At 61.5% G+C, this 25535-nt stretch carries 26 protein-coding genes; 18 read left to right on the top strand and 8 right to left on the bottom strand.

Annotated elements, in window-relative coordinates:
- The first annotated feature begins 14 nt into the window (after window positions 1-14).
- Genes M1L53_RS05625 through M1L53_RS05605 form a run of 5 tightly spaced genes read left to right on the top strand, consistent with a single transcriptional unit; the run spans window position 15 to window position 4800 of the window.
- A complete protein-coding gene (locus tag M1L53_RS05625) occupies window positions 15-1055 on the top strand; it encodes an acyl-CoA dehydrogenase family protein (protein WP_054187922.1) in 1041 nt (346 codons plus the stop codon).
- Window positions 1040-2191 carry an acyl-CoA dehydrogenase family protein gene (locus tag M1L53_RS05620; RefSeq protein WP_007734012.1) on the top strand — a complete coding sequence of 384 codons (1152 nt, stop codon included), beginning with the start codon at window positions 1040-1042 and terminating at the stop codon, window positions 2189-2191. The genes M1L53_RS05625 and M1L53_RS05620 overlap by 16 nt, the downstream gene beginning before the upstream one ends.
- Before the next feature lie 7 nt (window positions 2192-2198).
- Window positions 2199-3191, top strand: a complete 993-nt coding sequence (locus tag M1L53_RS05615; RefSeq protein WP_054187923.1) for a bifunctional MaoC family dehydratase N-terminal/OB-fold nucleic acid binding domain-containing protein — start codon at window positions 2199-2201, stop codon at window positions 3189-3191.
- A gap of 2 nt (window positions 3192-3193) precedes the next feature.
- Window positions 3194-3634 (top strand): MaoC family dehydratase, encoded by a 441-nt coding sequence (locus tag M1L53_RS05610; RefSeq protein WP_007734018.1) that lies wholly within the window; start codon window positions 3194-3196, stop codon window positions 3632-3634.
- The gene (locus M1L53_RS05605) at window positions 3631-4800 is read left to right on the top strand and encodes a lipid-transfer protein (RefSeq protein ID WP_003945661.1); all 1170 of its coding nucleotides are present in this window, start codon (window positions 3631-3633) and stop codon (window positions 4798-4800) included. Before M1L53_RS05610 ends, M1L53_RS05605 begins: the two co-directional genes overlap by 4 nt.
- 111 nt (window positions 4801-4911) lie before the next feature.
- Here the strand turns inward: M1L53_RS05605 and M1L53_RS05600 are convergent, their stop codons facing one another.
- The gene (locus tag M1L53_RS05600; RefSeq protein ID WP_261949206.1) at window positions 4912-6216 is read right to left on the bottom strand and encodes an HNH endonuclease signature motif containing protein; all 1305 of its coding nucleotides are present in this window, start codon (window positions 6214-6216) and stop codon (window positions 4912-4914) included.
- A gap of 85 nt (window positions 6217-6301) precedes the next feature.
- Here M1L53_RS05600 and M1L53_RS05595 point away from each other — a divergent pair, with 85 nt between their 5' ends.
- The 9 genes from M1L53_RS05595 (at window position 6302) to M1L53_RS05555 (ending at window position 14828) form a co-directional block, all read left to right on the top strand.
- Window positions 6302-6868 carry a GNAT family N-acetyltransferase gene (locus M1L53_RS05595; protein ID WP_054188038.1) on the top strand — a complete coding sequence of 189 codons (567 nt, stop codon included), beginning with the start codon at window positions 6302-6304 and terminating at the stop codon, window positions 6866-6868.
- A gap of 31 nt (window positions 6869-6899) precedes the next feature.
- Window positions 6900-7901, top strand: coding sequence for an AraC family transcriptional regulator (locus tag M1L53_RS05590; protein ID WP_007734026.1), 1002 nt, complete (start codon window positions 6900-6902; stop codon window positions 7899-7901).
- A gap of 134 nt (window positions 7902-8035) precedes the next feature.
- The gene (locus tag M1L53_RS05585) at window positions 8036-8446 is read left to right on the top strand and encodes a VOC family protein (protein WP_047269632.1); all 411 of its coding nucleotides are present in this window, start codon (window positions 8036-8038) and stop codon (window positions 8444-8446) included.
- 180 nt (window positions 8447-8626) lie between these two features.
- The gene (locus tag M1L53_RS05580) at window positions 8627-9766 is read left to right on the top strand and encodes a serine hydrolase (protein WP_230793179.1); all 1140 of its coding nucleotides are present in this window, start codon (window positions 8627-8629) and stop codon (window positions 9764-9766) included.
- A 103-nt stretch (window positions 9767-9869) separates the two neighbouring features.
- Complete coding sequence (locus M1L53_RS05575) at window positions 9870-10718, top strand: mycofactocin-coupled SDR family oxidoreductase (RefSeq protein ID WP_003945658.1); 849 nt, start codon at window positions 9870-9872, stop codon at window positions 10716-10718.
- Complete coding sequence (locus M1L53_RS05570; protein WP_054188039.1) at window positions 10715-12175, top strand: MFS transporter; 1461 nt, start codon at window positions 10715-10717, stop codon at window positions 12173-12175. Before M1L53_RS05575 ends, M1L53_RS05570 begins: the two co-directional genes overlap by 4 nt.
- A 239-nt stretch (window positions 12176-12414) precedes the next feature.
- A complete protein-coding gene (locus tag M1L53_RS05565) occupies window positions 12415-13371 on the top strand; it encodes an ATP-binding cassette domain-containing protein (RefSeq protein WP_054188040.1) in 957 nt (318 codons plus the stop codon).
- Window positions 13368-14168, top strand: a complete 801-nt coding sequence (locus M1L53_RS05560; RefSeq protein WP_003945537.1) for an ABC transporter permease — start codon at window positions 13368-13370, stop codon at window positions 14166-14168. Before M1L53_RS05565 ends, M1L53_RS05560 begins: the two co-directional genes overlap by 4 nt.
- 30 nt (window positions 14169-14198) lie before the next feature.
- A complete protein-coding gene (locus tag M1L53_RS05555) occupies window positions 14199-14828 on the top strand; it encodes a TetR/AcrR family transcriptional regulator (RefSeq protein ID WP_007734052.1) in 630 nt (209 codons plus the stop codon).
- Here the strand turns inward: M1L53_RS05555 and M1L53_RS05550 are convergent.
- Window positions 14819-15613: a putative protein N(5)-glutamine methyltransferase gene (locus tag M1L53_RS05550; RefSeq protein ID WP_047269628.1), complete on the bottom strand. Its 795-nt coding sequence runs from the start codon at window positions 15611-15613 to the stop codon at window positions 14819-14821. The genes M1L53_RS05555 and M1L53_RS05550 overlap by 10 nt on opposite strands.
- A gap of 209 nt (window positions 15614-15822) precedes the next feature.
- Between M1L53_RS05550 and M1L53_RS05545 the strand changes: the two genes are divergently transcribed.
- On the top strand, window positions 15823-16983 hold the full coding sequence (locus M1L53_RS05545) for a lipase family protein (RefSeq protein ID WP_047269627.1): 1161 nt from the start codon (window positions 15823-15825) through the stop codon (window positions 16981-16983).
- A gap of 10 nt (window positions 16984-16993) precedes the next feature.
- Here the strand turns inward: M1L53_RS05545 and M1L53_RS05540 are convergent, their stop codons facing one another.
- Complete coding sequence (locus M1L53_RS05540) at window positions 16994-17560, bottom strand: TetR/AcrR family transcriptional regulator (protein ID WP_047269626.1); 567 nt, start codon at window positions 17558-17560, stop codon at window positions 16994-16996.
- 127 nt (window positions 17561-17687) lie between these two features.
- On the opposite strand from M1L53_RS05540, the gene zapE reads away from it, so the two are divergent.
- On the top strand, window positions 17688-18635 hold the full coding sequence (gene zapE, locus M1L53_RS05535; protein ID WP_054188041.1) for a cell division protein ZapE: 948 nt from the start codon (window positions 17688-17690) through the stop codon (window positions 18633-18635).
- Between the two features lie 9 nt (window positions 18636-18644).
- Here the strand turns inward: zapE and M1L53_RS05530 are convergent, their stop codons facing one another.
- Window positions 18645-19394 (bottom strand): AraC family transcriptional regulator, encoded by a 750-nt coding sequence (locus tag M1L53_RS05530; RefSeq protein ID WP_054188042.1) that lies wholly within the window; start codon window positions 19392-19394, stop codon window positions 18645-18647.
- On the opposite strand from M1L53_RS05530, the gene M1L53_RS05525 reads away from it, so the two are divergent.
- Together M1L53_RS05525 and M1L53_RS05520 are read left to right on the top strand one after the other, a co-directional pair.
- Complete coding sequence (locus M1L53_RS05525) at window positions 19369-20214, top strand: ABC transporter ATP-binding protein (RefSeq protein WP_054188043.1); 846 nt, start codon at window positions 19369-19371, stop codon at window positions 20212-20214. The two genes, M1L53_RS05530 and M1L53_RS05525, sit on opposite strands and share 26 nt — an antisense overlap.
- Window positions 20211-21518 carry an FtsX-like permease family protein gene (locus M1L53_RS05520; protein ID WP_054188044.1) on the top strand — a complete coding sequence of 436 codons (1308 nt, stop codon included), beginning with the start codon at window positions 20211-20213 and terminating at the stop codon, window positions 21516-21518. Before M1L53_RS05525 ends, M1L53_RS05520 begins: the two co-directional genes overlap by 4 nt.
- An 18-nt stretch (window positions 21519-21536) precedes the next feature.
- Here M1L53_RS05520 and M1L53_RS05515 read toward each other — a convergent pair whose 3' ends face one another.
- The 4 genes from M1L53_RS05515 to M1L53_RS05500 form a co-directional block, all read right to left on the bottom strand.
- Entirely contained in the window at window positions 21537-22385 is an 849-nt protein-coding gene (locus M1L53_RS05515; RefSeq protein ID WP_054188045.1) for a sterol desaturase family protein, read from the bottom strand.
- An 82-nt stretch (window positions 22386-22467) separates the two neighbouring features.
- Window positions 22468-23277, bottom strand: a complete 810-nt coding sequence (locus M1L53_RS05510) for a PE-PPE domain-containing protein (RefSeq protein WP_003945630.1) — start codon at window positions 23275-23277, stop codon at window positions 22468-22470.
- Between the two features lie 188 nt (window positions 23278-23465).
- Complete coding sequence (locus tag M1L53_RS05505) at window positions 23466-24653, bottom strand: serine hydrolase (protein WP_054188101.1); 1188 nt, start codon at window positions 24651-24653, stop codon at window positions 23466-23468.
- Between the two features lie 133 nt (window positions 24654-24786).
- On the bottom strand, window positions 24787-25074 hold the full coding sequence (locus tag M1L53_RS05500; RefSeq protein ID WP_003945791.1) for a MerR family transcriptional regulator: 288 nt from the start codon (window positions 25072-25074) through the stop codon (window positions 24787-24789).
- Between the last annotated feature and the right edge of the window lie 461 nt (window positions 25075-25535).

Genomic DNA, 25535 nt, shown 5'->3' with positions numbered 1-25535 from the left:
ACAGGATTGCCAGCGTGGACTTCACTCCCGATGAAACCCAGGAAGCGGTAGCCGAGGTGGCTACCGCGCTCCTTGCCCGCGAACTGGAGCCGGACGCGCTCTGGGCGGCATTCGCCGATGCCGACCTGCTCACGTTGGCCCTGCCCGAGCGTCTGGGCGGCGAGGGACTCTCCGTCGCCGACGTCGGTTCCCTCCTCGTCGAGGTCGGCCGGGCCGCCGCTCCAATTCCGGCTCTCGCAACCCTCGGCTTCGGTGTACTCCCCATAGTCGCTCTGGGGACCGACGCTCAACAGGACGAATTGCTCACCGGAGTCGGCGCCGGACGGGTGTTCACCGCGGCGCTCGGTGAGCCGGGTCAGCAGTTCCCGGCACAGCCGTCGACCACCGCCCATCAGTCGGGCGACTGGTATCGCGTCAGCGGGACGGTGCTTGCCGTGCCTTTCGCGGCGAGCGCACACAGAATCCTTGTGCCCACCGACGCCGGAGTCGTTCTCGTCGATCCGACCGCCGCCGGCGTCGCATTGACGCCGACTCCCAGTGCGTCCGGCAGTCCCGAGTTCGCAGTCACCCTGGACGAGGCCGTCGGTGAACTTCTCGGTGCCGGCGAGGAAGCCGTCCAGACGCTGTACCGGATCGCCACGGCAAGCATCGGAGCCGTTGTAGACGGTTTGGTGTCCGGCGCCGTCGATCTCACTGCGGCACATGTCGGCTCGCGTGAGCAATTCGGTAAGCCGCTCGCCACGTTCCAGGCAGTCTCACAACAGATAGCCGACGCGTACGTCACCTCCCGGACCCTTCACGTCGCGGCGTTGTCGGCGTCCTGGCGCGTGTCGGAGGGCCTGGACGCCCAGTCGGACCTCGACGTCATGGCGTACTGGATCGCCCAAGAAGTGCCTGCCACGATGCAGGTGCTTCACCACCTGCACGGCGGTCTGGGCGTCGACGTCACGTATCCACTTCATCGTTACTACTCGACTGCAAAAGACCTGGCACGCCTGCTCGGCGGTGCTTCGCAGCGACTCGACCTCGTGGGGGCCCGGTGTTCATCGATCTGACCGACAGTCAGCGCGCATTGCAAGCTGAACTTCGACGCTACTTCTCGACGCTGATCTCGCCCGAAGAGGCCAAGATCATGCGCGTGGAGCGGCATGGCCCTACCTATCGCGAGGTCATCCGTCGTATGGGCAAGGACGGCTGGCTCGGCGTCGGCTGGCCGGTGGAGTTCGGCGGACGTGGGTTCGGTGAAGTCGAGCAGCAGATTTTTGTCAACGAGGCTGTGCGGGCGGATGTCCCACTGCCTTCGGTGACGTTGCAGACCGTCGGCCCGACTCTGCAGAAGTACGGCAGTGAGGAGCAGAAGCAGAAATTCCTGCCCGCGATCCTCGCCGGTGAAGTGCATTTCGCGATCGGCTACACCGAACCGGAAGCCGGCACCGACCTTGCAGCACTGCGCACTTCGGCGGCACGAAATGGCGACGAGTACGTCGTCAACGGCCAGAAGATTTTCACCACCGGCGGGCATGACGCCGATTACGTGTGGCTCGCCGTGCGGACAGGGTCTGCCGATTCACGGCACCGCGGCATCTCCATCCTGATCATGGACACCAAAGATCCCGGCTACACCTGGACCCCGATCATCACCTGCGACGGTGCGCATCATGTCAACGCCACCTACTACGAGGACGTTCGCGTTCCGGCGAACATGCTTGTGGGTGAGGAGAATCAGGGCTGGCGCCTGATCACGACGCAGCTCAACCACGAACGCGTCATGCTCGGTCCGGCAGGTCGTGTCGCAGGGATTTACGACCACGTCTTCGATTGGGCCAAGCGTGAAAACCTGCTTGATCACGTTGACGTACGGCGCGCGCTCGGCGAAATTCATGCGACGTACCGCCTCAACGAACTGCTCAACTGGCAAGTGGCGTCGAGTGATTCGGATTCGGTGGATATCGCCGACGCTTCGGCAACCAAAGTGTTTGCGACCGAGCGTATCCAGCGGGTCGGTCGACTGGCGGAAGAGATCGTCGGGCGGTACGGAAATCCGATCGATCCCGAAACTGCTGATCTCATGGAGTGGTTGGACATGCAGATCAAGCGCAACCTGGTGATCACCTTCGGCGGTGGAGTCAACGAGGTGATGCGCGAACTGATTGCGACCGCCGGCCTGAAGCTTCCTCGCGTTCCGAGATAGGAAACAAATCGTGTCAGATCCCATTCTCACTGCTGCCGAGCGGGTTCGAGAGGACGGGCCAAGCGCTCCTCGCGCCGGCCGGGACCCCGTGAACCTGCCGATGATCCGCAACTGGGTCGAGGCGATCGGTGACGAGAACCCGATCTATGTCGACGAATCGGCCGCCCGCGCCGCCGGACACGACGGAATAGTCGCACCGCCGGCGATGGCGCAGGTATGGACGATGCGCGGTCTGGGGGCAATTCGAGAAGCCGACGATCCGTTGGGCCGGATGACGGACATCCTCGACGAGGCCGGATTCACCTCCGTCGTCGCGACCAACTGCGATCAGATCTACCACCGCTACTTGAAGCCGGGTGAAGAAGTCACCATCTCCTCGGTGTTGGAAGACGTTGTGGGACCTAAGAAGACAGGTCTTGGTGAAGGGTGGTTCTTCACTACCCGTAGCTTCTGGCGGGTCGGCGAGGAACTGGTCTCGGAGATGATGTTCCGGATCTTGAAGTTCGCGCCGCCAGTCAGCGAGAGTTCCTCCACTGACGTGCCTGCGGACCTGGACGCATCTCGGATGCTGCGCCCGACGGCGTCTCTCGACACACAGTTCTTCTGGGACGGTGTCGCCGCACACGAGTTGCGTATTCAACTGCGTGCGGATGGTTCGGTACAGCACCCGCCGGTGCCCGCGATCTGGAAAGACAAGTCGGAGCAGACCGACTACGTGGTCGCGTCAGGTCGGGGAACGGTCTTCAGCTTTGTCGTTCACCACGCCCCCAAGGTTCCTGGTCGGTCGTTGCCGTTCGTCGTGGCCCTGGTCGAACTGCCCGAGGGTGTGCGGATGCTCGGCGAATTGCGCGGTATCGATCCGTCGAGTGTGTCGATCGGGATGGAGGTGGAGGCGATCTACCTCGACTTCCCCGGAGACGACGAGACCGGGGGAACTCCCTGGACTCTGTACGCCTGGCAGCCGGTTTCTGTGTCTGCGGTTTCTGCGGTGAAGGAGTGACGATGACTTCGACGACGGATATCACTGTGGGAGAGGTTCTTCCGCAGCTTTCGATTTACGGCGACCCGACGTTTGTGGTCTCGGCGGCGCTCGCTACCCGCGATTTTCAAGATGTTCACCACGACCGCGATCTCGCACAGAAACGCGGCTCGAAAGACATTTTCGTCAACATCCTCACCGACACCGGCTTGGTGCAGCGATTCGTGACCGATTGGGCCGGACCGCGGGCTGTACTCACGTCGATCAAACTCCGCCTCGGAGTCCCCTGGTACGCCTACGACACCTTGACGCTCTCCGGAACGGTGACCTCCTACGACGAGGATCTCGTATCGCTCGCGGTGGTCGGCAAGAACAGCCTGGGAGATCACATCACCGCACAGGTCACACTGGCATTTCCGGCGTCGGGCTCGAATGGAGACATTGAAAACGGAGACATTGAATGAGCGCATTGTCCGGCAAGGCAGCGATCGTCGGAATCGGAGCCACGGATTTCTCGAAGGACTCCGGTCGCAGTGAACTGCGACTGGCCGCCGAGGCTGTTCAAGCCGCGTTGGACGACGCCGGTCTGACACCCGCCGACGTCGACGGTCTTACCTCGTTCACCATGGACACCAACACCGAAGTGGCAGTAGCTCGTTCGGTGGGGATTCCGAACCTCAAGTTCTTCAGCCGCATTCACTACGGAGGCGGTGCCGCTGCGGCGACGATTCAGCAGGCCGCCATGGCTGTTGCCACCGGCGTCGCAGACGTCGTCGTCGCTTACCGCGCGTTCAACGAGCGATCGGGTGCCCGTTTCGGGCAGGTGAACTCCGGCCTTGTGGCGCAGGTCAATTCGTCGGGCACGGATAACGCTTTTTCCTATCCTCACGGATTGGGTACTCCTGCATCGTTTGTCGCGATGGTCGCGCAGCGATACATGCACGTATACGGAGCGTCCAGCGAGGACTTCGGTCGAATCGCCGTCGCCGACCGTAAGCATGCAGCCACCAATCCGAAGGCGTTCTTCTACGGGAAACCGATTACCCTCGAGGACCATCAGAACTCGCGATTCATCGCTGAACCTTTGCATCTCCTCGATTGCTGCCAGGAATCCGACGGCGGCATCGCGATCGTCGTCACCTCGGCAGAACGAGCCAAAGATCTGAAGAACACCCCCGCCGTTATCGCTGCCGCCGCACAGGGCAGCGGGGCAGATCAATACATCATGACCAGCTATTACCGCGACGGTTTGACCGGCTTACCGGAGATGGGCCTTGTCGGCGATCAGCTCTGGTCACAAAGTGGGCTGCGCCCGTCGGACATGCAGACGGCGATCTTCTACGACCACTTCACGCCCTATGTTCTGATGCAGCTCGAGGAACTCGGTTTCTGCGGTAGGGGAGAGGCCAAGGACTTCATCGCCGGTGGCGCAATCGAACTCGGAGGCAAGCTTCCGATCAACACCCATGGTGGACAGCTCGGCGAGGCATACATTCACGGGATGAACGGTATCGCCGAGGGTGTTCGGCAGATCCGCGGTACTTCGGTCAACCAGGTCGACTCCGTCGAGAATGTACTGGTGACTGCGGGAACGGGCGTTCCGACATCGGGGCTTGTGCTGACTCGCTGATTATCGTGGGCACAGCTTCATCAAGCGTCACGGCCGGTTGGCACCGCATCGGGGTCTCCTTCGATGCGGTGCTCGGTCCGTGTTCTGTTGTCGCCAAAGAGGTTTGACCTCTCAGGTTTTGAAGGTGGTGTTCGCCGGCCTGGGTTGCTGTCCGGGGTCGATCGAGGGTGGTGGGATGAACCAGGGTTTGTTGTCGACACCGATCCGAATCGCCCACTTCCCGACGAACCCTGATTTCCGGTGCATCAACCGGTGATGTGAACGGCACAGCAGGACCAGGTTGTTCATCACCGTCGGGCCACCGTTCGCCCAGTGCCGGATATGGTGCGCATCAGTCCAGGCGGGCACGCATGTGCAGCCCGGGAAGGCGCAGCCTTTGTCTCGGGCGATCAACGCGACGCGTTGTTCGGCGGTGACCAACCTCTTTCCTAGTTTCGCATCCAAGGGCGCGCCGTGATCGTCGAGCAGGACGGTGGAGAGGAAGCAGTCACACCCGAGGAGTCTGGTCTGCGATACGGACAGTGGTCCGAGCCAGGGCATGTGCCCGACATCAAGATCCGACACAGCCATTCCGTCATCAGAAGTGGAGGGTGTTGCGGCGCAGTCCCGGTGCTCGGCCAGATCCCGAGCATTGATGTGCACATTCACGTGTGGACGCTGCCCACCATCGGTACCGGTCTTGGCGCAGTCCAGATAGCGGCGGATCAGTTCGGTGAACCCGTCCGCCGTGCGTTTCGCCGCCGACCGAGCATCCGGCGTCCCATCCGGTGCCGGGGTCGGCATCGTCAGATTCGACAACGCCGACAACAGCATTTCACCGGTGAGGGCATCGAAATCGCCGCGCACCACCACTCGACCGTTCAATGTCGAGGCGATCCGCAACTCGTTGAGATCGACATCCTCGGCGGGCGGGATCTCATCCGATTCGAACAACCGCTCCAAGGTCGCGATCACGTTCCGCACTTTCGTCGTCGTCGCTTCCACACCCGACGCAGCCGCCAACAACAAATCGATGCACTTCGGTAGCGCCTCCTCCGGCATCCCCTTCGGCGGTGACTCACAGAACGCCACGATCAACACAGCATGATCGAACGAGCAATCCCCGCCATCGAACCGAGCCGCCACCGCCGGAAACGGCCGCAAAGCTGCACCCAACGCGGCGATCTTTTTCCCGTCCCGAACCTGCAACATGGTGTTCGCCGCCAACCACGAACCGACCCCGCGGCTGGCGATCACCTGATCATCCGGGCGCATCGAGAGTTCGTCGACCACTGCCACCCGCACAGCCTCGAGACGAAGAATCTCCGCACTCGCCTCGACAGCAGCAGCACGCAACTCCGCAGCAGACAACTGCCACAGACGTCCACGTAACCCCACCGCAGAACCCGAAACCACGTCCGACAACAAGACACTCATTGAATCCCCCGATCCCCTCCCCACACAATACTCGAACATGCGTTCGAGTCAAGAGGTGCTTTTGGGCTCGCTCTAGGATCGCTGGATGTTCACGTTGACTACGGGACGCCTTGTTCTTCGAGATTTCACTGCCGCGGATGAAGGTGCCGTCCATCAGTACGCGTCCGACCCTGCCGTCTGTAGATATGTTGATTGGGGGCCGAACACCCCTGCGGTGACCAGGGCGTTCCTGGCTGACGCTGCACTAGAAGCTGCGCTCGTCGAACGTCGCACGTTCACCCTGGCCATTACGTCGAAGGCCGATGGAACGGTCATCGGTTCGGTAGCTGTGTGGGAAGTATCCGCCGCGCACCGGCGGGCGGAACTCGGTTTTGTCGTGAACCCGAAGTTCCAAGGGCGAGGCTATGCGTCGGAGGCGGGGCGCGCGGTTCTGGAATTCGCCTTTGCTCGCTTCGGAGCGCAGCGAGTGCAGGCAACGTGTCGTCCGGAGAATTCGGCGTCGGCGTCGGTGCTCACCAAAATCGGAATGGAGGAGGAGGGGCGAATGAGGGCACACATGGTGATCCGGGGGACCGCGGTGGATTCGCTGCTTTTTGCTGCAACACGACCCGCCGCCGTACAGCCAGAGATCACGTCAGCTCACTTCGCGTGACCTTCCCGGGCCCTGGTGCGATACTCGAACCATGTTCGAGGATGCCTTGCTCATCGACGCGGCCGGCCGGCCCACTATGCAGCATCACCAGGCCTTTTCTCGGGACTGGGACCGCATCAAAGAGTGGTCCGACAACATCTACATGCCGTATACGGTCACGCCGATCGGAAGTCGGTTGAAGCCGGCTTCGGACATGTACTCCGCGGCAGTCGGCAAGATCGACGTCACCAGATTCTGTTACGGGATTCCGGTCTCCGTCGGTGAATGTTCGCCTGAGGCCGGAAACATTCTGGTTCTGACGACTATCAGAGGCAACGGTCGACATGCCCTCGGCGGAGGAACTGCGGTGAATACTGCCGTGGGGGAGACCTTTGTCGCCGACTGTAGCCGGACCGACTACTTCGTCGAATTCGACGAAGATCACCTGCAGCTGAATCTCACTGTGCCGCATCAGCTTGTCGCCGATCACGCCATGCAATGGTTCGGGTCGGTTCCCGACGACCGTCTGTGGCGGCACAAGTGCACCATCGGCGGGCGGGGCTCGAGTTGGCTGGCATTGATGGACTACGTCGTTCGCGCAATTGCAGAGTCGCCTGAGGCGATGTCGAGCGAAAGGCTGGGTGCCAGGGTTCAAGAACTCATCGCGGCTCAGCTTCTCGACGAGTGGGCGACGCAGGCCGGGCTGCAACTCGGCGTCGACGTCGCCTCCGCCGAACCTGCCTACGTGCGATCGGCAGAGGAGTACATCGATACGTTTGCTCGCTCGGTGCCGACGGCATCGGAGATCGCGGCTGCGGTGGGTGTCAGTGTCCGGGCGCTCACTGCGGGATTTCGACGGTACCGAGACACCACACCGGGGCAACGATTGCGCGCGCGTCGGTTGGAGGGTGTACGCGGCGAACTGTTGCGTTCCGACGGGAGAACCGTCTCCGAAATCGCCAACGCCTGGGGCTACGTCAATCTGGGTATGTTTGCGGCCACATACCGGAAACGGTTCGGAGAGTTGCCTTCCGAGACCCGGAATCGACTCTGAGGACAGTTGTTTGAACGGTCATGACGATCGTTTTACGCACTCGATGAACTGCCGTGATCCGTTGTTTCGTGTCGGAGCGTTCTGCAAGGATTGAAATCGAACGTGACAGCAATCCCACGAGCTAGGAGTACGTCATGGCAACTCGACTCAATCCGTACATCAGCTTCAACGGCAATGCCCGTGAGGCGTTGGAGTTCTACAAAGAAATCTTTGGTGGCACGCTGGCGCTGAGCACGTTCGGTGAGTTCGGCAATCCCGGTGAAGGCGGCGACAAGATCATGCACGGAATGCTCGAAACCGATCAGGGATACACCCTGATGGGTGCCGACACTCCGCCCGGCATGCCGTACAACCCCGGCGACAACATCACGGTCAGCCTCAGCGGCGACGACGGCGATGTGCTGCGCGGGTACTGGGAGCAGTTGTCGGGAACGGGAACGGTGAGCGTTCCACTCGAGAAGCAGATGTGGGGCGACGAATTCGGCGCCTGTACAGACAAATTCGGCATTTCCTGGCTGGTGAATATCGGAGCGCCCCAGAGCTGACTCCAAGCTCTGCCCGGTTCTGCCGAAACGAGACAGTTTTCCTGCCGTTTCGAGGCAGAACCGGGTATGTGATCGCCGTTACATTCTGTTCGACAAGACAAGTTGCAAGTCGGATGGAGAAATGCAGTGACGATCGAAGATATTGCGCGGAAGCCCCTTTCGAAGCAGCGCCTCGACGACGTGCTGGCGCGAGCAACTCAGGGGGCTGATCGCGTCCCGGGTGTGGTCGCGATGATCACGGATCGAGAAGGCAACATCTACGAGGGTGCTGCGGGCGAGCGGACTCTCGGTCACGGCGAACCGATGACCCTCGATACAACCTTTGCGCTCTTCTCCACCACCAAGGCGATCACCGGTACCGCTGTCCTGCAATGTGTGGAGGAGGGATTGCTCGATCTCGATGCACCTGCAGCGACCTATGTTCCCGACATCGGTGAGCTGAAGGTCCTGGACGGTTTCGATGCCGGCGGAAACCCCGTTCTTCGGGAACCCAAGCGTGACATCACCACTCGCATGCTGCTCCTTCACACTGCAGGGTTCGGCTACGACTTCTTCAACGAGTCGTACAACCGGCTCTCGCAGGAACATGGGCAGCCCAGCGTGATCACGTGTAGCAAAGCGGCGCTCACGACACCGCTGCTCTTCGACCCGGGTGAGAAGTGGGAGTACGGCACCAACATCGACTGGGCCGGACAGGTCGTCGAGTCGATTCGAGGTCAGCGACTCGGCGATGTCATGCGTCAGCGCATCTTCGAACCTCTCGAGATGGCCGATACGGCATTCACGATGAGCCCGTCGATGAAGGATCGACTTGCGCCGATCCATCAGCGTGAGAGCGACGGAAGCCTCACTCCGCTCATCGGATTCGAGCTTCCGGCCGAACCCGAGGTGCACATGGGTGGTCACGGTTTGCACGGCACTGTCGGCGACTACATGAAGTTCATCCGTATGTGGCTCAACGACGGCGCGGGCACTTCGGGTCGCGTGTTGTCGTCGGAGACGGTAGCTGCAGCCGTTCAGAACGGGCTCGAAGGCCAGCACGTGGGGTTGTTGCCCGGAGTTCTCCCGACGCTGTCCAACGATGCGGAATTCTTCCCCGGTGTACCCAAAGGATGGGCATACTCCTTCATGACAAATGAAGAGGTGGCACCCACCGGTAGGCCGGCCGGATCGCTGGCTTGGGCGGGTCTTGCCAACCTCTATTACTGGATCGACCGGCAGACCGGCGTCGGCGGGTTCTGGGCAACGCAGATTCTGCCGTTCGCGGACGCTGGATCCATCAACGGATACCTGGAATTCGAGACCGCCGTTTACCAGTGATCGGCTGGATTCCCGCTGTCCGGGATCGACTGTTTCTTTCGGGCGGGTTCGGAGTACGCATGCAGTACAGCGCACGCTTGCATACGACGAACTAGGAGACGGCATGAACAGCCTCGAAGGCAGCTTCGAAGGAAAAGTTGCACTGATCACCGGCGCCGCACGCGGTCAGGGGCGCGCCCACGCTGTCGCATTCGCGGAGCGTGGCGCGGACATCGTGATCTGCGACCGGTGCGAGAACAGTGATGTCGTCGCCTACCCCCTCGCAAACGAGGAGGATCTGAAGGAAACCGTTCGTTTGGTGGAAGCCACCGGTCGTCGGTGCATTGCCGTCAAGGCAGACACTGCTGATCGCGACGCAATGGACGCGCTCGTTGCCCGCGCTGAAGCCGAGTTCGGCCGTGTCGACATCGCCGTCGCGAATGCCGGTGTGTCCGTGCCCGCTCCGATCACGTCGATGACGTCGGCGCAGTGGAACGAAGTCATCTCGTCGAACCTGACCGGTGTGTTCAACACCGTTGCGGCCGTGTCAGGTGGAATGGCGGAACGTGGTTACGGTCGCATCATCACGATTTCCTCGATGATGGGTCGCTCCGGTGGCACCCAGATGGCTGCGTACGGCGCCTCCAAGTGGGGCGTCATCGGTTTGACGAAGAGTGTGTCGCTCGAACTGGCAAACTCGGGTGTGACCGTGAATGCTATTGCACCGGGGAACATCTCGACGCCGATGATTCACAACGACATGATGTACGCGATGATGCGGCCTGACCTCGAATCGCCGACGGCAGACGACGTCGAACCCGTGTACGCGACTCTGCATGCGCAGCCGGTCGGTTGGCTGGATCCCTTCGAGATCACGCGAGTAGTCCTGTTCCTCGCCGCCGACGCGAGTGCCCACATGAGTGGCATCGTGGTTCCTGTCGACGCCGGAGTAGCCGCTCGCTCGAACGCTTGACGGACAAGACTGTTCGCGCGAAAGCGCGGACCGGGTGGGTCGTCGGCGTCCTGAGTCTGAGCGGTGTGGTGGTCGCGCTGCAACAGACCTTGGTGGTGCCGGTCCTGCCTGCGTTCGCGACGGCATCGGGAGTATCGTCCTCCACCGCTTCCTGGCTGGTGACCTCGACGTTGCTGACCGGTGCCATCGCAACCCCTCTCATCGGCAGACTCGCCGACATGTTCGGTAAGCGCGCGATGATGCTCGTCTGTCTTGCCGTGATGATCGTCGGCTGCATGGTTGCGGCGCTCAGCCAGAGTTTCTGGTTATTGATCCTCGGGCGCTCGTTGCAGGGGTTCGCGACGGCACTTCTGCCCGTCGGAATCAGCATCATGCGCGATGTCCTCCCTCCGGAAAAGCTCAGTGGTGCAGTAGCTCTCATGAGTGCGACGTTGGGGATCGGTGGCATGTTCGGTATGCCGATGGCTGGGGTGATCTCGGCGCACTGGGGACTACCCGCGCTTTTCTGGGTCACCGGTGGATTCGGGGTCGTACTGATAGTCGTCTTGCCGCTGGTGGTGCCGGAATCGGCTGTGAAGAGTCGCGGACGCTTCGACTTTCTGGGAGCCACAGTCCTCACGCTCGCTATGACTGCACTGCTGCTGGCCGTTTCGAAAGGAACCGAATGGGGCTGGGCAAGCCCCGAGGTTCTGGTTCTGATCGCGTCCGGCGTGGTCTTGCTCTGTGGATGGATTCCGTGGGAACTGCACACGCCGGCACCGCTGGTCGATCTGCGGACTTCCCTTCGCGCTCCGATTCTGGTTTCGAACGTCTGCGCAGTATTACTCGGTTTTGCCATGTTCATCAGCGCGTTGGCGGCAACGCAGGAACTTCAGTTGCCCCTGGCGTCGGCGGACGGTCTCGGACTCTCGGCTGCCGAAGCCGGACTGGCGATGATGCCGGGCGGAGTCCTGATGATCGGATTGGCGCCGGTGTCGTCGAAGGTGACGAGGCGATGGGGAGCGAAGGCCACGTTGGCCTCAGGAGCGATCGTCATCGCAATCGGATACGTCTTGCGTGTGCTGTTGACGCCGACGCTGGTCAATATCGTGATCGGCGCTGCCGTGGTATCGGCCGGTGTGGCATTTTCCCTGGCAGCCATGCCGACTCTGATCACCGAATCTGCGCCGATCCATCAGACTGCCTCGGCCAACGGATTCAACAGCCTGCTCCGTTCGGTCGGTACCTCCACCGGAAGCGCCGTTGCGGCAGCGGTATTGGCCAGTTCAACGGTGGTGATCGGTGCGAGCGCTGTGCCGACCCTGCATTCGTTCGCGGTTTTGTACTGGATCGGAGCGGGCGTATCAGCACTGGCCGCCGCTGTGACGTTGGCAGTGAAGGTGGAGCGGACGGGGGCGGTATCGCTGCCCGAGTTACCAATTGCAGCCGAAACCGATGGCGCAACGAAGATCGGGTGAGTCGACGGACGCACCCGATCTTCGTCGTCACCGTTATCTTCGACTGGAATCAACCAGGTACCCGAGACCGGGAGATCCTAGGTGACCCTGGGAGGTGATGTTTCTGGCAATCCGGGGGGTGGTGGTCTGTTCTGTGGTGCAGCGTTTCGGACTGTTGCGTGAAAAATCCTGGAATGTGTCGGCCTCCTGGGTCACACTGGGGAACGGACTACCGACGGATTACCGATGCGGGAGGGCTCATGACCGAAGCGATTGTGGCCGAGGGGCTGGTCAAGAAGTACGGCGACGTCACGGCATTGGACGGCATCGACCTGGAAGTGCGCGAGGGTTCGGTGATGGCTCTGTTGGGCCCCAACGGCGCCGGAAAAACCACTGCGGTAAGGATATTCACGACGCTGCTCATTCCGGACGGTGGACGCGCCAAGGTTGCCGGGCTGGACGTGGTCGAGGATGCGCGGGCGTTGCGATCCAAGATCGGTGCTTCGGGTCAGTACGCCGCGGTCGACGAGTACCTGACGGGCTACGAGAATCTGGACATGGTCGGGCGGCTGTATCACCTCGGCGCCCGAAGCAGTAAGGCCCGAGCGCGTGAACTGCTCGCGCAGTTCGATCTCGTCGAGGCTGGAGATCGGCCGGTCAAGGGCTATTCCGGTGGAATGCGGCGACGTCTCGATCTCGCTGGCGCATTGGTTGCTCGGCCACAGGTGTTGTTTCTCGACGAGCCGACCACCGGCCTCGATCCTCGGGCGCGACTCGGTCTCTGGGACGTCATCGAAGGGTTGGTGGCGCAGGGGACCACGCTGTTGCTCACGACGCAATACATGGAGGAAGCCGAGAGGTTGGCCGACCAGATCGCCGTCATCGACCGCGGCTCGGTCATCGCGCGCGGTACTGCAGACCAGTTGAAGGCGCGGGTCGGGGGTGAGCGCATTGAACTGAGTGTGCACGAGGTCGAGCATCTCGACATCGTCCGCGAGGAATTGCGCTCGCTTGCCGTGGGGGACATTCAGGTTCAAGAGAATGTCCGTCGCGTCACCGTTCCTGTCGACGACGGCACCGACGCGTTGGTCGCGGCGCTGAATCTTCTGTCGGCACGAGGCATCCGCGTATTCGACGTCGGCTTGCGCAGACCCACTCTCGACGATGTCTTCCTCACACTGACCGGGCACCAGGCTGAACTGGAGGATCAGAAATGACCGTGCAGATGGCGCTCGAAGACGGTTTGACCATCGCCAGGCGAAACTTGATCAAGATCAAGCGCGTTCCGGATCTGCTGGTGTTCACCACTTTGTCGCCGATCATGTTCGTGCTCTTGTTCGCGTATGTGTTCGGCAGTGCGATCTCCGTCCCGGGCACGTCGTATCGAGAATTCCTGATCGCCGGAATCTTCACGCAGACGGTCATATTCGGTGCTACCTGGACTGGTTTGGGGATGGTCGAAGACATTCAGAAAGGAATCATCGACAGATTTCGATCGCTGCCCATGGCTCCGTCTGCCGTGCTGACCGGCCGAACATCGAGTGACGTGTTGATCAACGTCATCAGTTTGGTGGTCATGTCGTTGACCGGTCTTCTGGTCGGGTGGCGGATTCACTCCAGTTTCCTCGAAGCGGTGGCGGGTTATGCGCTGCTTCTGTTCTTCGCGTACGCGTTGTCGTGGGTCATGGCTGTTGTCGGGCTTTGGATCCGGACACCGGAGGTATTCAACAACGCGAGCTTCATCGTCATCTTTCCGCTGTCGTTCATCGCGAACACTTTTGTCGAGACCACCAATCTTCCCGGCCCGCTCAAAGTGATCGCCGAATGGAATCCGGTGTCGGCGGTTACTCAGGCGGTGCGTGAATTGTTCGGCAATACCAATCCTGCGATGACGGTTCCGGATGCGTGGCCGCTGCAGAATCCGGTCATCGCGTCGTTGTTGTGGACTTTCGGTTTGCTGATCGTCTTCGTGCCGTTCGCTATTCGTCGGTATCAGAAGGCAGTCAGCCGCTGACCTGGTGATTCCGGCCGGTAGGGTGGGTATGTGCCGGAGCCCGAACGCATCGACAAACGCAGCCTGAGATACGCCGGGCGACGTGAGGAGTTGCTCGACGCGCTGACCCGCTACGTCATCGACAACGGTGTCGGGGAACTGACGGTGAGGCAGCTCGCCAAGGCCGTAGGTGTGTCGCATGCGTCGTTGCTCAACCATTTCGAGAGCAAGGAGAACCTGCTCTCCGAGGTCATCGAGAACATGCGTGGTGAGTCCATTCCGATTGCGGTGCCGATGAAACCGGGGGTCGATCCGGCGACAGTGCTGACTGCGTGGTGGACCGAACGTACGACGCCGGAGGTCCTGCCGCGGTTCCGGGTGATGGTCGAGATCTACGCCCTCGCGCTCGGCGACCGCGACCGCTACGGACGGTTCCTGGACCGTTTTGTGGGCGATTGGATCGAGGCACTGGAAGCCGGTCTACGACAAGCGGGTTGCCCCGAGGACGATGTTGCCTCTGTCGCTACTCTGTTGCTCTCGCAAATGCGGGGTCTGTCGATGGATCTTCTGGCCACCGGCGACCGGGCCCGCGTCGATCGCGCGTTCGGGCTTTTTGTCGACGGCTTTGCCGCCCGCGCTCGGGAGTGGTCCACGCCAGGATCCGATCGCCTTCAACGCTGACCGATCACCACGGTCGACGCGGTCTCGCTGTAGGTTGCCACCCGAGTGAGAAACCCTCCCCGAGTGAATGTTTCAACAGTCATTTCGACCTGCTCCGTACTCGTCTCGACGAGAAGACAGCCACCCGGTCGTAGCCACGGCGCGGCGTCCGCGATGATGCGACGCTGCAGGTCCAGTCCGTCGGTACCGCCGTCCAACGAGACCAGCGGTTCGTGAAGACGGGCTTCGGGCGGCATCAGCCTGATCGATTCGGTGGGGACGTAAGGTGCATTGGCAACGACGACATCCACGCGACCGAGTAATTTCGTCGGCAGTGGTTCGAATAAATCGCCTTCGAGTACACGCTCGGGCGGTGTGATGTTTCGGCGAGCGCACCGCACTGCGGCCGGTTCCACGTCTACCGCGTACAAATCGACGGCGTCGAGCGTCGACTGCAGGACAACACCGACAGCTCCTGAGCCGCAACACATGTCGACGACGACGCTTCCTGGGGTGACAAGTGAGCAGGCCTGCCGGGCGAGGAACTCGGTGCGCCGGCGTGGGACGAAGACTCCGGAGTCGATGTGAATGCGCAAGCCGCAGAACTCGGCCCATCCGAGGACGGGCTCGAGTGGTTCGCCGGCAACTCGTCGGTCGACCATCGCGTCGAGTTCATCGCGAGAGCGTGCGGTGTGAAGAAGTAGGCGAGCCTCGTCTTCGGCGAAGACGCAACCTGCTGCTCGGAGGATCGCGGCCACCGACTTCTGCTGCGAAGCAGGGAAGGTCGGGAGATCAGGTGCTGACATGAGAGAGCCTTTCGGCCTCCTGATCTCGCGGGGGACCTGCACGTATCGAACACCGCCACCCTACCCGAGCAGGCGTGTCACGACGGTCGATGCGGAGCGGAAATTTAGGTTGACCAAATGGTAAGGCTGTTCTATGGTCTGAACTCGATCAGCTGATGTGGGGCCGATCACCACATATGCACCGTCACCGCAATCGGTAGGAGAAGTACGTGAGTAAGCGACTGTGTAGGACGCTCGTCGGACTGAGTGCGAGTGCGTTGGTGGCGTTGACAGTTGCGGCGCCGGCCGGAGCGGAACCGAACGATGCTCCGGGTGCTGTCGTGAGTCAGGAGTTGCTCGGTCCCGACCGGGTGATCCCGGGTGCCGTGAGCGCAACGAAGGTGACGTACTGGTCGACGGGCCCGAAGGATGCGCCGATGACGAGTACCGGTGTGGTGTATCGCCCAGAGGGAGCTCCGCCCGAGGGTGGTTGGCCGGTCATCTCCTACGCGCACGGGACGGTGGGTGTCGCGGATCAGTGTGCGCCGAGCAGCAGTGTTCCACTCGAACGGACCGCGACGCATCTGGGTCACTGGCTGGAGCAGGGATACGCGGTCGTGACCACCGACTACGTGGGGCTCGGAACACCCGGTGTTCACCCGTATCTCGACGGTCGTTCCGCTGCACACAGCGTTGTGGACATGGTGCGTGCCGCTCGTGCGGTCGACGACGACCTGTCGAGCGCATGGGTTGCGATGGGGCAGTCGCAGGGCGGGCAGGCGACTATGTTCACCGCTTCGCTTGCCACTGCTTACGCGCCGGAGTTGGACTACCGCGGCGCTGTCGCCACTGGCGTCCCCTCGAACATCGAGAATCTTCTACCGCTCGGTGGTCCGGCTTTTCCGGCGCTTCCGCTCAAGGGTACGACGGTCTACATCGCGAACGTTCTTGACGGACTGCGTGCTTCGCGGCCGGATATCGACATCGACTCGTATCTGACCCCGCTCGGCAAGACCATCCTCGACGACGTCGAGAACAACATGTGCTACACCGAGGCGCGCACGAAGTACGGCACCGTCACGCTCGGGCAGGTGCTGACGAAGTCGCTGGACAATCCAGTATTCATGGAGGCTGCGCGTGACCTGCTCACTGTGCCGACCGCAGGATACGACCGCCCGTTTTTCATCGGTCAGGGGTTGTCGGACATCGATGTTCCGGCACCGCTGACACTGAAGTTCGCGGCCGACCTTACTGCCAACGGTGTCGACTTTGCATTCCATACCTATCCCACTGATCATCTGGGAACCGTTCCGGCTTCGGTTCCAGACAGTACCCCGTTTGTCGCGGCACTGTTCTCTGGTCAACGGCCATGCACCGGAAGCCTCTGCTGACCAACATCTTTCAGGCGGCACCAACTCCGCGCAGATAGATGTCGATCGGGATCCGAAGTTGCCGAACGGTTTCGGAGGAGCGGGGATCTCGGCTACGCGCTCCGAGGCAGTAGTCGAAGATCAAGCCCTCCAGAAGGCTCAGAAAATTTGCGGCGGCGACGTCAGGATCGTCAACGCCAACGATGTCGAAGACAGGCCTTGCCTTCTCCCGTGAAAACAGGCTGTCTTCGAGGAGTTGGTGCAATGCCGAATCTCGGGGAGTTTCCAAGAGCAGTGCATATCTCGCGATCAATTCGTGTCTGCGGTGCGAGAGAAGATCATCGAGATACTCGGCCGTCAGGGCAGCAGGATCGCTGGGCCTCTCGCGGAGTTCGTCGAATATCGAACGTGACCGGTGCACGATGTGCAATGCGGTTGCTTCGAGTAGTGCCTCGCGAGTGCGGAAATAGTACGACGTCGAACCGGCAGGAAGTTCCAGGGACTGATCAACCGCCCGATGGGTGAGTGCACGCGGGCCCTGCTCGGCGATGATCGTGACGGCGGATGCCGCGATGAGGGCTCTGCGATCAGGCTTCATGTCGTTCCTTGTTGTCGATGTTGCATGCTGCCGGAGTTGAATGTTGCTGATGGTGCGTCGTGAGGGTCACATTGACTCGATTTGCCTTCGATCACTAGCCTCGACTCTACAGACGTAGAGGAGTCTTATGCTACTGGACGAAGAGCAGTTGGCGGCACGCGAAGCCCTCGACGCACTGCAGGCCCGGATCTCGGGCGGTGAGGTCGGGGGTGGGATCTATCTCTGGGGTAGCGTCGGCCGCGGGAAGACGATGCTCATGGACGAGTTCTACGACGGGCTCCCGGTCGGCAAGCGGCGCATTCACTTTCATCGGTTCTTTGCAGATCTGCACTCTCGGGCGCATGAACTCGGCTCGATGGGCGTGGCACTGGATCACGTCGTCGATGGAATCCGTGTGCTCTGTTTCGACGAGTTCCACCTCGACGACGTCGCCGACGCCATGTTCATGGCAAGGGTTCTCGACACAATCGTCGCGAAAGGCGTGACTGTTGTCGTCACGTCCAATGTTCCGCCGACCGATCTTCTTCCCAATCCGCTTTTTCACGAGCAGTTCGTTCCGTCGATCGAGTTGATCGAACGGACTCTCGAGGTGATCGAGTTGGGTGGCTCCGTCGACTATCGGACGGCGGGACAGCCAGGTGCCGGGGACTACCGTTTTGCGACAGGAGAATTCCTCGTCGGCTCGGGAACTACGCGGCCTTCGGGCGAAAGTGTCGAATTGATAATAGGCACACGCACATTGGAGTGCTCGGCGATTCGAGACGGTGTCGTCTGGTTCGACTTCGAGGTGCTGTGCACTGGTTCGACCTCGGCTGCCGATTACCTCGCGCTCGCCGCCCGCTTCGACGACTGGGTGATCTTCGGAGTGCCGGTGCTCGCCGAGGCGTCGGAATTTGCCCTTCGCCGTTTCGCGAATGTCGTCGATGTTCTCTATGACGTCGATGCGCGGCTGACGATCTACGCCGACGCTTACGTCGAAGAAGTGGCAGGCAGCCTCCGGGACGTGCCGGGGTTGGCGCGCCTCTACAGTCGTCTGTCGCTACTGGCGAGGTCGGCGGCGGGCAGCATCAGTTGAGGGGCAGCGTCAATTCCAGGTGAGATCGCCGGTCGCGGCGCTGGGCGTGAGTCCGAACATGCTGTGGCAGATCCGGTTGAGATGGGCGCTGTCGGTGAAGCCGGCCTCGTGGGCACTGGTTGTCAGGCTTGCGCCACCGCTCATCACTTCCATGGCGCGTCGTAGCCGCAACCAACGAATGTAGGTCGAAAAACTCATCTGCAGTTGATCGTTGAAGATTCTTCCCAATCGGCCGGGTGAGATGGAGACCAGCGCGGCGGTGTCCGTCAGCGTTATCGGCCCTGAAAGTCGCTCGTGAAGTAGCGTCAGGGCATGCTCGAGCGCCGGGTGAAGAGCGCGTACGCTCGACGGCTGTCTACTTTCGGACAGTGAATCGATCAGCCTCGCTGCGTATTCCAGATCCGAATCAGCGCCGCGGTCCGTCATCGCTACTGCGGTCTGCCCACGGTCCGACCAGTCGGCCACACCACCGCGGCCCGGCTCCGGTGGCCTGATGCGCAGACCCATCCCGGTGGTGGAGTCAATGTAGATCGCCCGTCCCCGCGCACCCTCGGAGGCGGACAACGCGTGGACCGCCCCGGATGGAATGACCACGGACCGTACGACTTCACTGTGGCCGTCCCCGTCCGTGACCGTGACGTCCCCGTCGTCGATGATCATGATCTGAACAGCGGCGTGCGAATGCATGTGCGCGGATCCCACTGCGCCGGTGAACATGAGAATTCCGGGCTGCATGTGGACGGCGCCGGACCAGGTCATGTCGGAAATCATAGTGACGACCCTGACAGAGCTCGGGGTCCGGTCATCCTCCGGTAGGACCGAGCTCAGTCCGAAGATCGTGCGCTGGGCCGATGTGCTGGCGAGGGGTTCACGAGAAGGTGGAATCATGAACAACGCACAAGCACCCGCAGTCCTGTCGGTCCACGCGCTGGGCAAGTCGTACGGCGACGTTCCAGTGCTCCGAGGTGTATCGCTGGAAGTGCGCGCCGGTACTGCTACGGCCATCATGGGTCCTTCAGGGTCGGGCAAGTCGACTCTGCTGCATTGCATGTCAGGAATCGTCAAGCCCGACTCGGGAGCAATCCTGCTGAGCGGCAGGCATATCGAGAACCTCGGTGAGAACGACCGCAGCCGCCTCCGACGCGAGTCGTACGGATTCGTTTTTCAATCGGGCCAACTGTTGCCGGAGCTTCCGGCGATCGAGAACGTCGCTTTGCCCTTGGTGCTCAACGGGTTGTCCATCGCCGAAGCCAAGCGGACGGCGCACGGCTTCTTCGCGCCATTGGGACTGGACGGTCTGCAGGACCGTCGCCCGGGTCAGATGTCGGGTGGTCAGTCGCAACGTGTGGCGATTGCGCGAGCGTTGGTGACCAAACCCGCCGTTCTCTTCGCGGACGAGCCGACCGGTGCCCTCGACGCGCAGACGAGTTGGGAAGTGATGAGGGTGTTGCGTGATTCGGCTCAACAGATCGGTTCTGCGTTGGTCGTCGTCACCCACGATGCCGAAGTCGCCCGGTGGTGTGATCGCACGATGATGATGCAGGCCGGTTCGCTCGTCGGGACACAGGTGGCGGCATGAAGGCCACAGCGCGCGTTGCATTGATGACGGTGCGAGGTGAAGGCCGAAAGGCGTTGAGTACCTTTGCGCTTCCCGTAACGGCCTTCGCCGCGTCAACGACCTTGCTACTCACCGTTCTCGGCGGCTACGGTGCATTCGCGGGCAGATCGAGCGAACCCGAAGCCGAGGCGTACCTAGCACTCGCAGGGGTTGCTTCGGTGTTGATGATCGTTCCAGCCGTCACTCTCGGCCTGGCGGCGGCCCGCTTGGGCGCGCGCCGTCGCGACGAACGACTTGCCTCGCTGCGACTCATCGGATCCACCCCTCGCCAGATCGTTGCGCTGTGCGCTGCGGAATCGGGTATCCAGGGCTTGGCCGGTGCGTTGATCGGTGTGGTGGGATACCTCCTCGCGTTGCCGCTCGTAGCTCTCTTGAGATTTCAAGGTCGGACATTCGAGTGGAGTGAGCTTTGGGTAGGCGCACTTCCGCTGGTGGGCATCGTATTCGGAATGACCATCCTGGCTGCTTTGACGTCGATGCTCGGGATGCGCCAGGTGTTCGTGAGCCCGTTGGGCGTCACGGCGGGCAATCCCAGCGCCGCACCGAAGATGATCTTCGCGGTGGCTGGGGTGGGGGTTCTTGTGGGATGGAGTGCATTCGGGGGCTCCGCGGCAAGCATCGCGGCAATCCTGGTGGGCCTTGGTCTCTGCTTCGGCGTTGTTGCGTTGGTCGGTCCGTTCGTCATTTCGCTGCTTGGACGGATCATGCTCAAATGCGCCAAAGACGGTGCTTCGCTGATTGCGGCGCGTCGGGTCTTGGACAATCCGAAGGCTGTGTGGCGCACGGTCAGCGGTGTGACGATGGCCAGCTTTGTTGCCGCAGGCACATCTCTCCTCGCCGCGATCGGCAACGGGGAAGGGCAGGATTTGCAGCCAGGGCAGGAGTTCCTGTTCGCGGACATGAGAACCGGGGTGTTGTTCACTCTCGGAGCAACATTCACGTTGGCGGCAATCTCGTCTGCGCTCACCCAGGTATCCGGGATCCTCGACAACCGTGAGCTGTATCGGAGTCTGACTCTGGCCGGTACACCTGTCGAGGTGATGGACAGCGCCCGCATGCGGCACGTTCGCACTCCCGTGGTGGTGATGGCACTGGCCGGCGCCGGCGCTGCACTGCTGTTCCTCTTCCCGCTGGCAGGGGCAGCCGTATTGACCACTCCGATGGCGCTGGTTCAGTTGGGCGTCACCCTGGCTGTGGGGATCGCGTTGGTGTTGGCCAGTGCGTTTGCAGCCAAGCCCGTCATGCGACGGGTACTCGCGGGCTGAATCTCCACCGATCGTCCGTCAGTTCTGTCTCCGGAACGGTTCGGCCAACTGGCCGAGGTAGTCGTCCGGGTAGTCGGGCTTGGCCGCCATTCCGAGATCGTCACTGCTGAATCGCTTTTCCGGATCGAAAGAATAAGTGCGGAACAGGTGATCCCAGATCAGAGTGAACAAACCGAAATTGACGTCACCGATTCCCGCCCACTTGAGGTGATGGAATCGGTGGCCGGCGTTGAGGGCGAGTATCGGGCGCAGGGGGCCGATGCGGTAGTCGGAATTCGAATGCTGAAGCAGGAGTTGGACAGCGACACAAACCGCGAGCGCCGAGGCAACTGGAACGGGCATCCCGAGGAGGATCAGTGGCAGGACGCCACCGGCGGTTTCGAAAGTCTGATGTACGGGGTGCTTCATCAGTCCGTTCATACCGTAGAACCGTTCGAGGCTGTGATGAACCGCGTGGAAACGCCACAACCATCCAACCTTGTGGCTGATCAAATGCACGACGGTGATGCCGAAATCGGCAACCAACACTGCGAAGACGACCTGAACGACAAACGGAAGACCGATCGGCCACAGCCCGTCGAACGGAATCACCGCTGCCATCAACGGGATGACCGCGACGCTGACCAGGATGAGAGATTCGTTGACAAACGCATGGACCGCGTCGCGAAACCTGTCCGGTCCGGGGGCATTCCACGAAGATTCGTAGGGAAGCGCCCGTTCGGCGGCGAAAGAGCAGACCACTGCGAAGAGAATCAATGCCACCAGTGACCATTTCGGCGCGCCGGATGCCGCCAGCGCGATTGCGGCTCCGTTGATTCCCAAGAGCATGAACGGGACGTACCCGTATCTGACGATGAAGGTGAGCATGTATTCGATGGTGCACGGCGCGGGTGGTCCTCGACTTGTACGAATCGGTCGACTTTCAGTCAGCCGAACAAGCGGTGTCGCGTTACTTCGTCAGCACGGTGGCGAGTGCAGCGCTCAGATACGGAGTGATGTTCTCGACGACCCGTGTCACGATCGCAGTGGCGACGTCAGCCGGTTGCAGTGGCACCGACGGTGTCTGCGGCAGCGCCGGGGGAGCAGGCGGAGCGGGCTCGGACATCATCGGCGTGTAGGTGTTGTGCTTCGTGAAGTAGCCGAAGACCGAATCCACGAACACCTCGGGCGCATCACGCGGCTTGGGCATGTTGCAGATGCCGTCACCCTCGATGCAGACTTCCTGCACTGCGATGTCTCCGAATCCGCCGCGTGCTCCGGACATCGTCGCTCCCGGAACGACATTGGGCACTACGGTTTCGATGCCCCCGGCCGAGTTGCGAGGGTCGGCGTAGAGGACGCCTTCGACTTGCGATTGGGGAATGGATCCGTCACGTGCGATGTCACCGAGAACGTCGCCGGCAATCCGTGCTCCCTGTGAGTATCCGGTGACGACGATCTCGCTGCCCGGGCACTGAGCGTGGAAAGCGTTGACTTCAGTGCGAAGCGTCTGGGCGCCGGCGGCAACGCTCTGGTCGTACGTCTGTTCGCCGAGCGGCCAGAAGCTGGCGGGGTAGGTCACCGGCTTGGAGGCGTAACCCTGGGCGACGTAGCGGTCGGTGACGGGTTGCGTCGTTTGTCCCGTCGGATCCCACGTTCCGCCGACCGCGAATACCGCACCGGCCGGGCACGACCCACCGTCATTCGGGTCCGCTCCGGCAGGTACCGACATCACAAGAGTCACCCCCGCTGTGACTGCAACCGTGCATGCCACTGACATCGCGTATTTCCTCATCGGGCCTGTCCCCATCTATCTACGTTCTCGTTCACTGGCGAGACAACCCGCGGTCCGACGCGTTTCGTTCGGTACTGAAGAGAATGGTGATGGGGCGATAAGTCCTGGAGGTAATCCGTGCGTAAACAGGAAGTTGCCGACCGGCGCTGTTTACTACCAGCGTGTGTGGGGCGTCACGGCGTCGGTACCTGCGGCGGGTGATCCGGCTCGAGGAGGGTTCCGATCTCCTTCCCCATCGACACGGCGTTGTTGAGGTCCGCGTTGGTTGTCGGCCCGAGTGTGGCGTAGACGACGATCGTCGTCTTCGAGTCGGGGTAGTAGAGCGCGAGACCGTTGTAACCGCCGTACGACGGGTTCATCACCAGCCAGCCGTCGAGGTGCCCGGTCCCGAAGGAAAAGAACTTGTCCACCGTCATACTTCCCAAGCCCGCAGTCGTCGGCGCCATCTGCTGCTCGAAAGCCTTGTCGGAGAGTAACTCTCCCGTTCCCAGCGCGCGCACCCACTTTCCGACGTCGGCGACAGGCGCGTTCATGTTTCCGCTGTGCAGGAACGCCGTCGGATTCCAGAAAGTGGAGTCTTCGAATACTCCACGTTCATTGGTGTAACCGTGCAGGATCGGTTCGTCCATCTGCGACGTGAGTACAACGCTGCTGTGATCCATCCCGAGTGGATCGAAGACGCGCTGCTGAAGTAGTTCGCCCAGCGGTTTTCCAGTCGCTTTCTCCATGACGTCGCCGAGCAGCGTCAGGTCGCTGTGCGCGTACGCCCAACTGGTGCCGGGTTCGAACAACGGCGGGCGGGAGTTGGCAAGATCCAGGATCTCTCGAGAGGTCCAGCCCTTCATCGGGTTGTCCGTGAAGAGTTTGAGGAACTGTGGATCGGTCACGTAGTCGGAGATGCCCGACGTGCTGTTGGCCAGCATTCGCGGAGTGATGGTGTCTGCGCGCGGAAAGTTCGGTTCCCACTTCGCGATCGGTTGATCGAGGGGAAGCGTTCCCTCTTCGTCGAGTTGCAGCAGGACTGTCGAGAGCATCGGTTCCATCGGTTGGCCGACGCGCAACTGCATGTCGGTTGTCGCCGGAACTCCGACAGGGGACTCTCCGACGGCGCCGAGAGCAACTTCGTCGTCGCCTCGCCACACCCCGAACACAGCGGCACTGAGGCCCAAGTCGGCCACTTGGCGGCGGACGATGTCCGTGATCTCGGTGGATTCTCGACTGCTCGAGGTGCTGGGAGAGGCGCTGCCCGTGTTTGTTGCGGAGTCATCGTCGGAACTGCACGCAGCGGTTGCAATGGCAACGGTCAAGGCGATCGACAGAGCAGACAGCCGCACCCGAGCGCGGTGGTGGGAGGAAGTCATGCCTGCGATCCCTTCGATGTGGAAATCGAGCAACCGACGCCGAGCAATGTCCCAATTGGCCGAATTTACCGCAGTTGGAAGGAGGAGGGGTCAGATCGACCGTATAGGCGCAACTGCTGTTCCAGTGCAGTCCTCATTCGGGTGCCGCGTCCGGTTCCTCTCGCAGGTCCTGCGCTTGCTGAAGCTCGGCGTTGATGCGACGGGCTTCGGTGAGTTGGTCTTCGAGGATGATGATGCGGCAAGCAGCGTCGAGCGCCGTGCCGTTGGCTACGAGTTCGTGCGCGCGGGCTGCGATGCGCAGCTGGTAGCGGGAGTAGCGGCGATGTCCGCCCTCAGAGCGTTGTGGGGTAAGCAGTTTCGCGGCATCGAGGCTACGAAGGAAAGCTTGCCTGACACCGAGGATCTCGGCCGCATGTCCCATGCTGTACGCAGGATAGTTCTCGTCGTCGAATCTGCCGGAGGGGTCCCCCGGTGGTGTATCTGCCGGAATGGCTCGCTTCTTTCGCTGAACGGACGGGGCCCCCGGCGCGAGGAGCGCCGGGGGCCGGATGGGGTTGAACTTACTTACATAACTGCATTCTTTCGAACTTCCGGACTCGCACAAGACATCCGGTAGCCGCTTTGAAGGGGGGTGCCGGGTCCGACTACACACTCACACACGAATTCGGCCCCGGCACGTCCCTGCCCTGCGGTACTGCTTGCGGGTAGTTCATCTCTCCCGCATCTCTTGACTCGTTCCTTGCTACGAGAAAAAAGATACAACAGCCTCGCGAGAATGTCTACCCTGACCGCTGTAGATATTTTGTTGCGAACATTCTAGGTGTTGATATTCAGGAACGACCTGGTCGCCGGGGGTAAGAGCGCTCAATGTGAGTCATAGGA

The sequence above is a fragment of the Rhodococcus sp. T9N genome (assembly GCF_024436645.1).
Classification (GTDB): Bacteria; Actinomycetota; Actinomycetes; order Mycobacteriales; family Mycobacteriaceae; genus Rhodococcus_F; species Rhodococcus_F qingshengii.
The sequence above is the reverse complement of the archived record's forward strand: the minus strand, read 5'-3'. Positions and strand labels throughout refer to the sequence as shown.

Excerpts from the sequence above, each read along its gene's own strand:
- M1L53_RS05550 (WP_047269628.1), bottom strand. The coding sequence starts at position 15,613 with ATGTCAGCACCTGATCTCCCGACCTTCCCTGCTTCGCAGCAGAAGTCG.
- M1L53_RS05565 (WP_054188040.1), top strand. The coding sequence starts at position 12,415 with ATGACCGAAGCGATTGTGGCCGAGGGGCTGGTCAAGAAGTACGGCGAC.
- M1L53_RS05585 (WP_047269632.1), top strand. The coding sequence starts at position 8,036 with ATGGCAACTCGACTCAATCCGTACATCAGCTTCAACGGCAATGCCCGT.
- M1L53_RS05505 (WP_054188101.1), bottom strand. The coding sequence starts at position 24,653 with ATGACTTCCTCCCACCACCGCGCTCGGGTGCGGCTGTCTGCTCTGTCG.
- M1L53_RS05600 (WP_261949206.1), bottom strand. The coding sequence starts at position 6,216 with ATGAGTGTCTTGTTGTCGGACGTGGTTTCGGGTTCTGCGGTGGGGTTA.
- M1L53_RS05610 (WP_007734018.1), top strand. The coding sequence starts at position 3,194 with ATGACTTCGACGACGGATATCACTGTGGGAGAGGTTCTTCCGCAGCTT.
- M1L53_RS05530 (WP_054188042.1), bottom strand. The coding sequence starts at position 19,394 with ATGACCTGGTCCGGCGCCGTCCACATGCAGCCCGGAATTCTCATGTTC.
- M1L53_RS05510 (WP_003945630.1), bottom strand. The coding sequence starts at position 23,277 with ATGTCAGTGGCATGCACGGTTGCAGTCACAGCGGGGGTGACTCTTGTG.
- M1L53_RS05575 (WP_003945658.1), top strand. The coding sequence starts at position 9,870 with ATGAACAGCCTCGAAGGCAGCTTCGAAGGAAAAGTTGCACTGATCACC.
- M1L53_RS05590 (WP_007734026.1), top strand. The coding sequence starts at position 6,900 with ATGTTCGAGGATGCCTTGCTCATCGACGCGGCCGGCCGGCCCACTATG.
- M1L53_RS05595 (WP_054188038.1), top strand. The coding sequence starts at position 6,302 with ATGTTCACGTTGACTACGGGACGCCTTGTTCTTCGAGATTTCACTGCC.
- M1L53_RS05515 (WP_054188045.1), bottom strand. The coding sequence starts at position 22,385 with ATGCTCACCTTCATCGTCAGATACGGGTACGTCCCGTTCATGCTCTTG.
- zapE (WP_054188041.1), top strand. The coding sequence starts at position 17,688 with ATGCTACTGGACGAAGAGCAGTTGGCGGCACGCGAAGCCCTCGACGCA.
- M1L53_RS05560 (WP_003945537.1), top strand. The coding sequence starts at position 13,368 with ATGACCGTGCAGATGGCGCTCGAAGACGGTTTGACCATCGCCAGGCGA.
- M1L53_RS05540 (WP_047269626.1), bottom strand. The coding sequence starts at position 17,560 with ATGAAGCCTGATCGCAGAGCCCTCATCGCGGCATCCGCCGTCACGATC.
- M1L53_RS05520 (WP_054188044.1), top strand. The coding sequence starts at position 20,211 with ATGAAGGCCACAGCGCGCGTTGCATTGATGACGGTGCGAGGTGAAGGC.
- M1L53_RS05605 (WP_003945661.1), top strand. The coding sequence starts at position 3,631 with ATGAGCGCATTGTCCGGCAAGGCAGCGATCGTCGGAATCGGAGCCACG.
- M1L53_RS05525 (WP_054188043.1), top strand. The coding sequence starts at position 19,369 with ATGTGGACGGCGCCGGACCAGGTCATGTCGGAAATCATAGTGACGACC.
- M1L53_RS05500 (WP_003945791.1), bottom strand. The coding sequence starts at position 25,074 with ATGGGACATGCGGCCGAGATCCTCGGTGTCAGGCAAGCTTTCCTTCGT.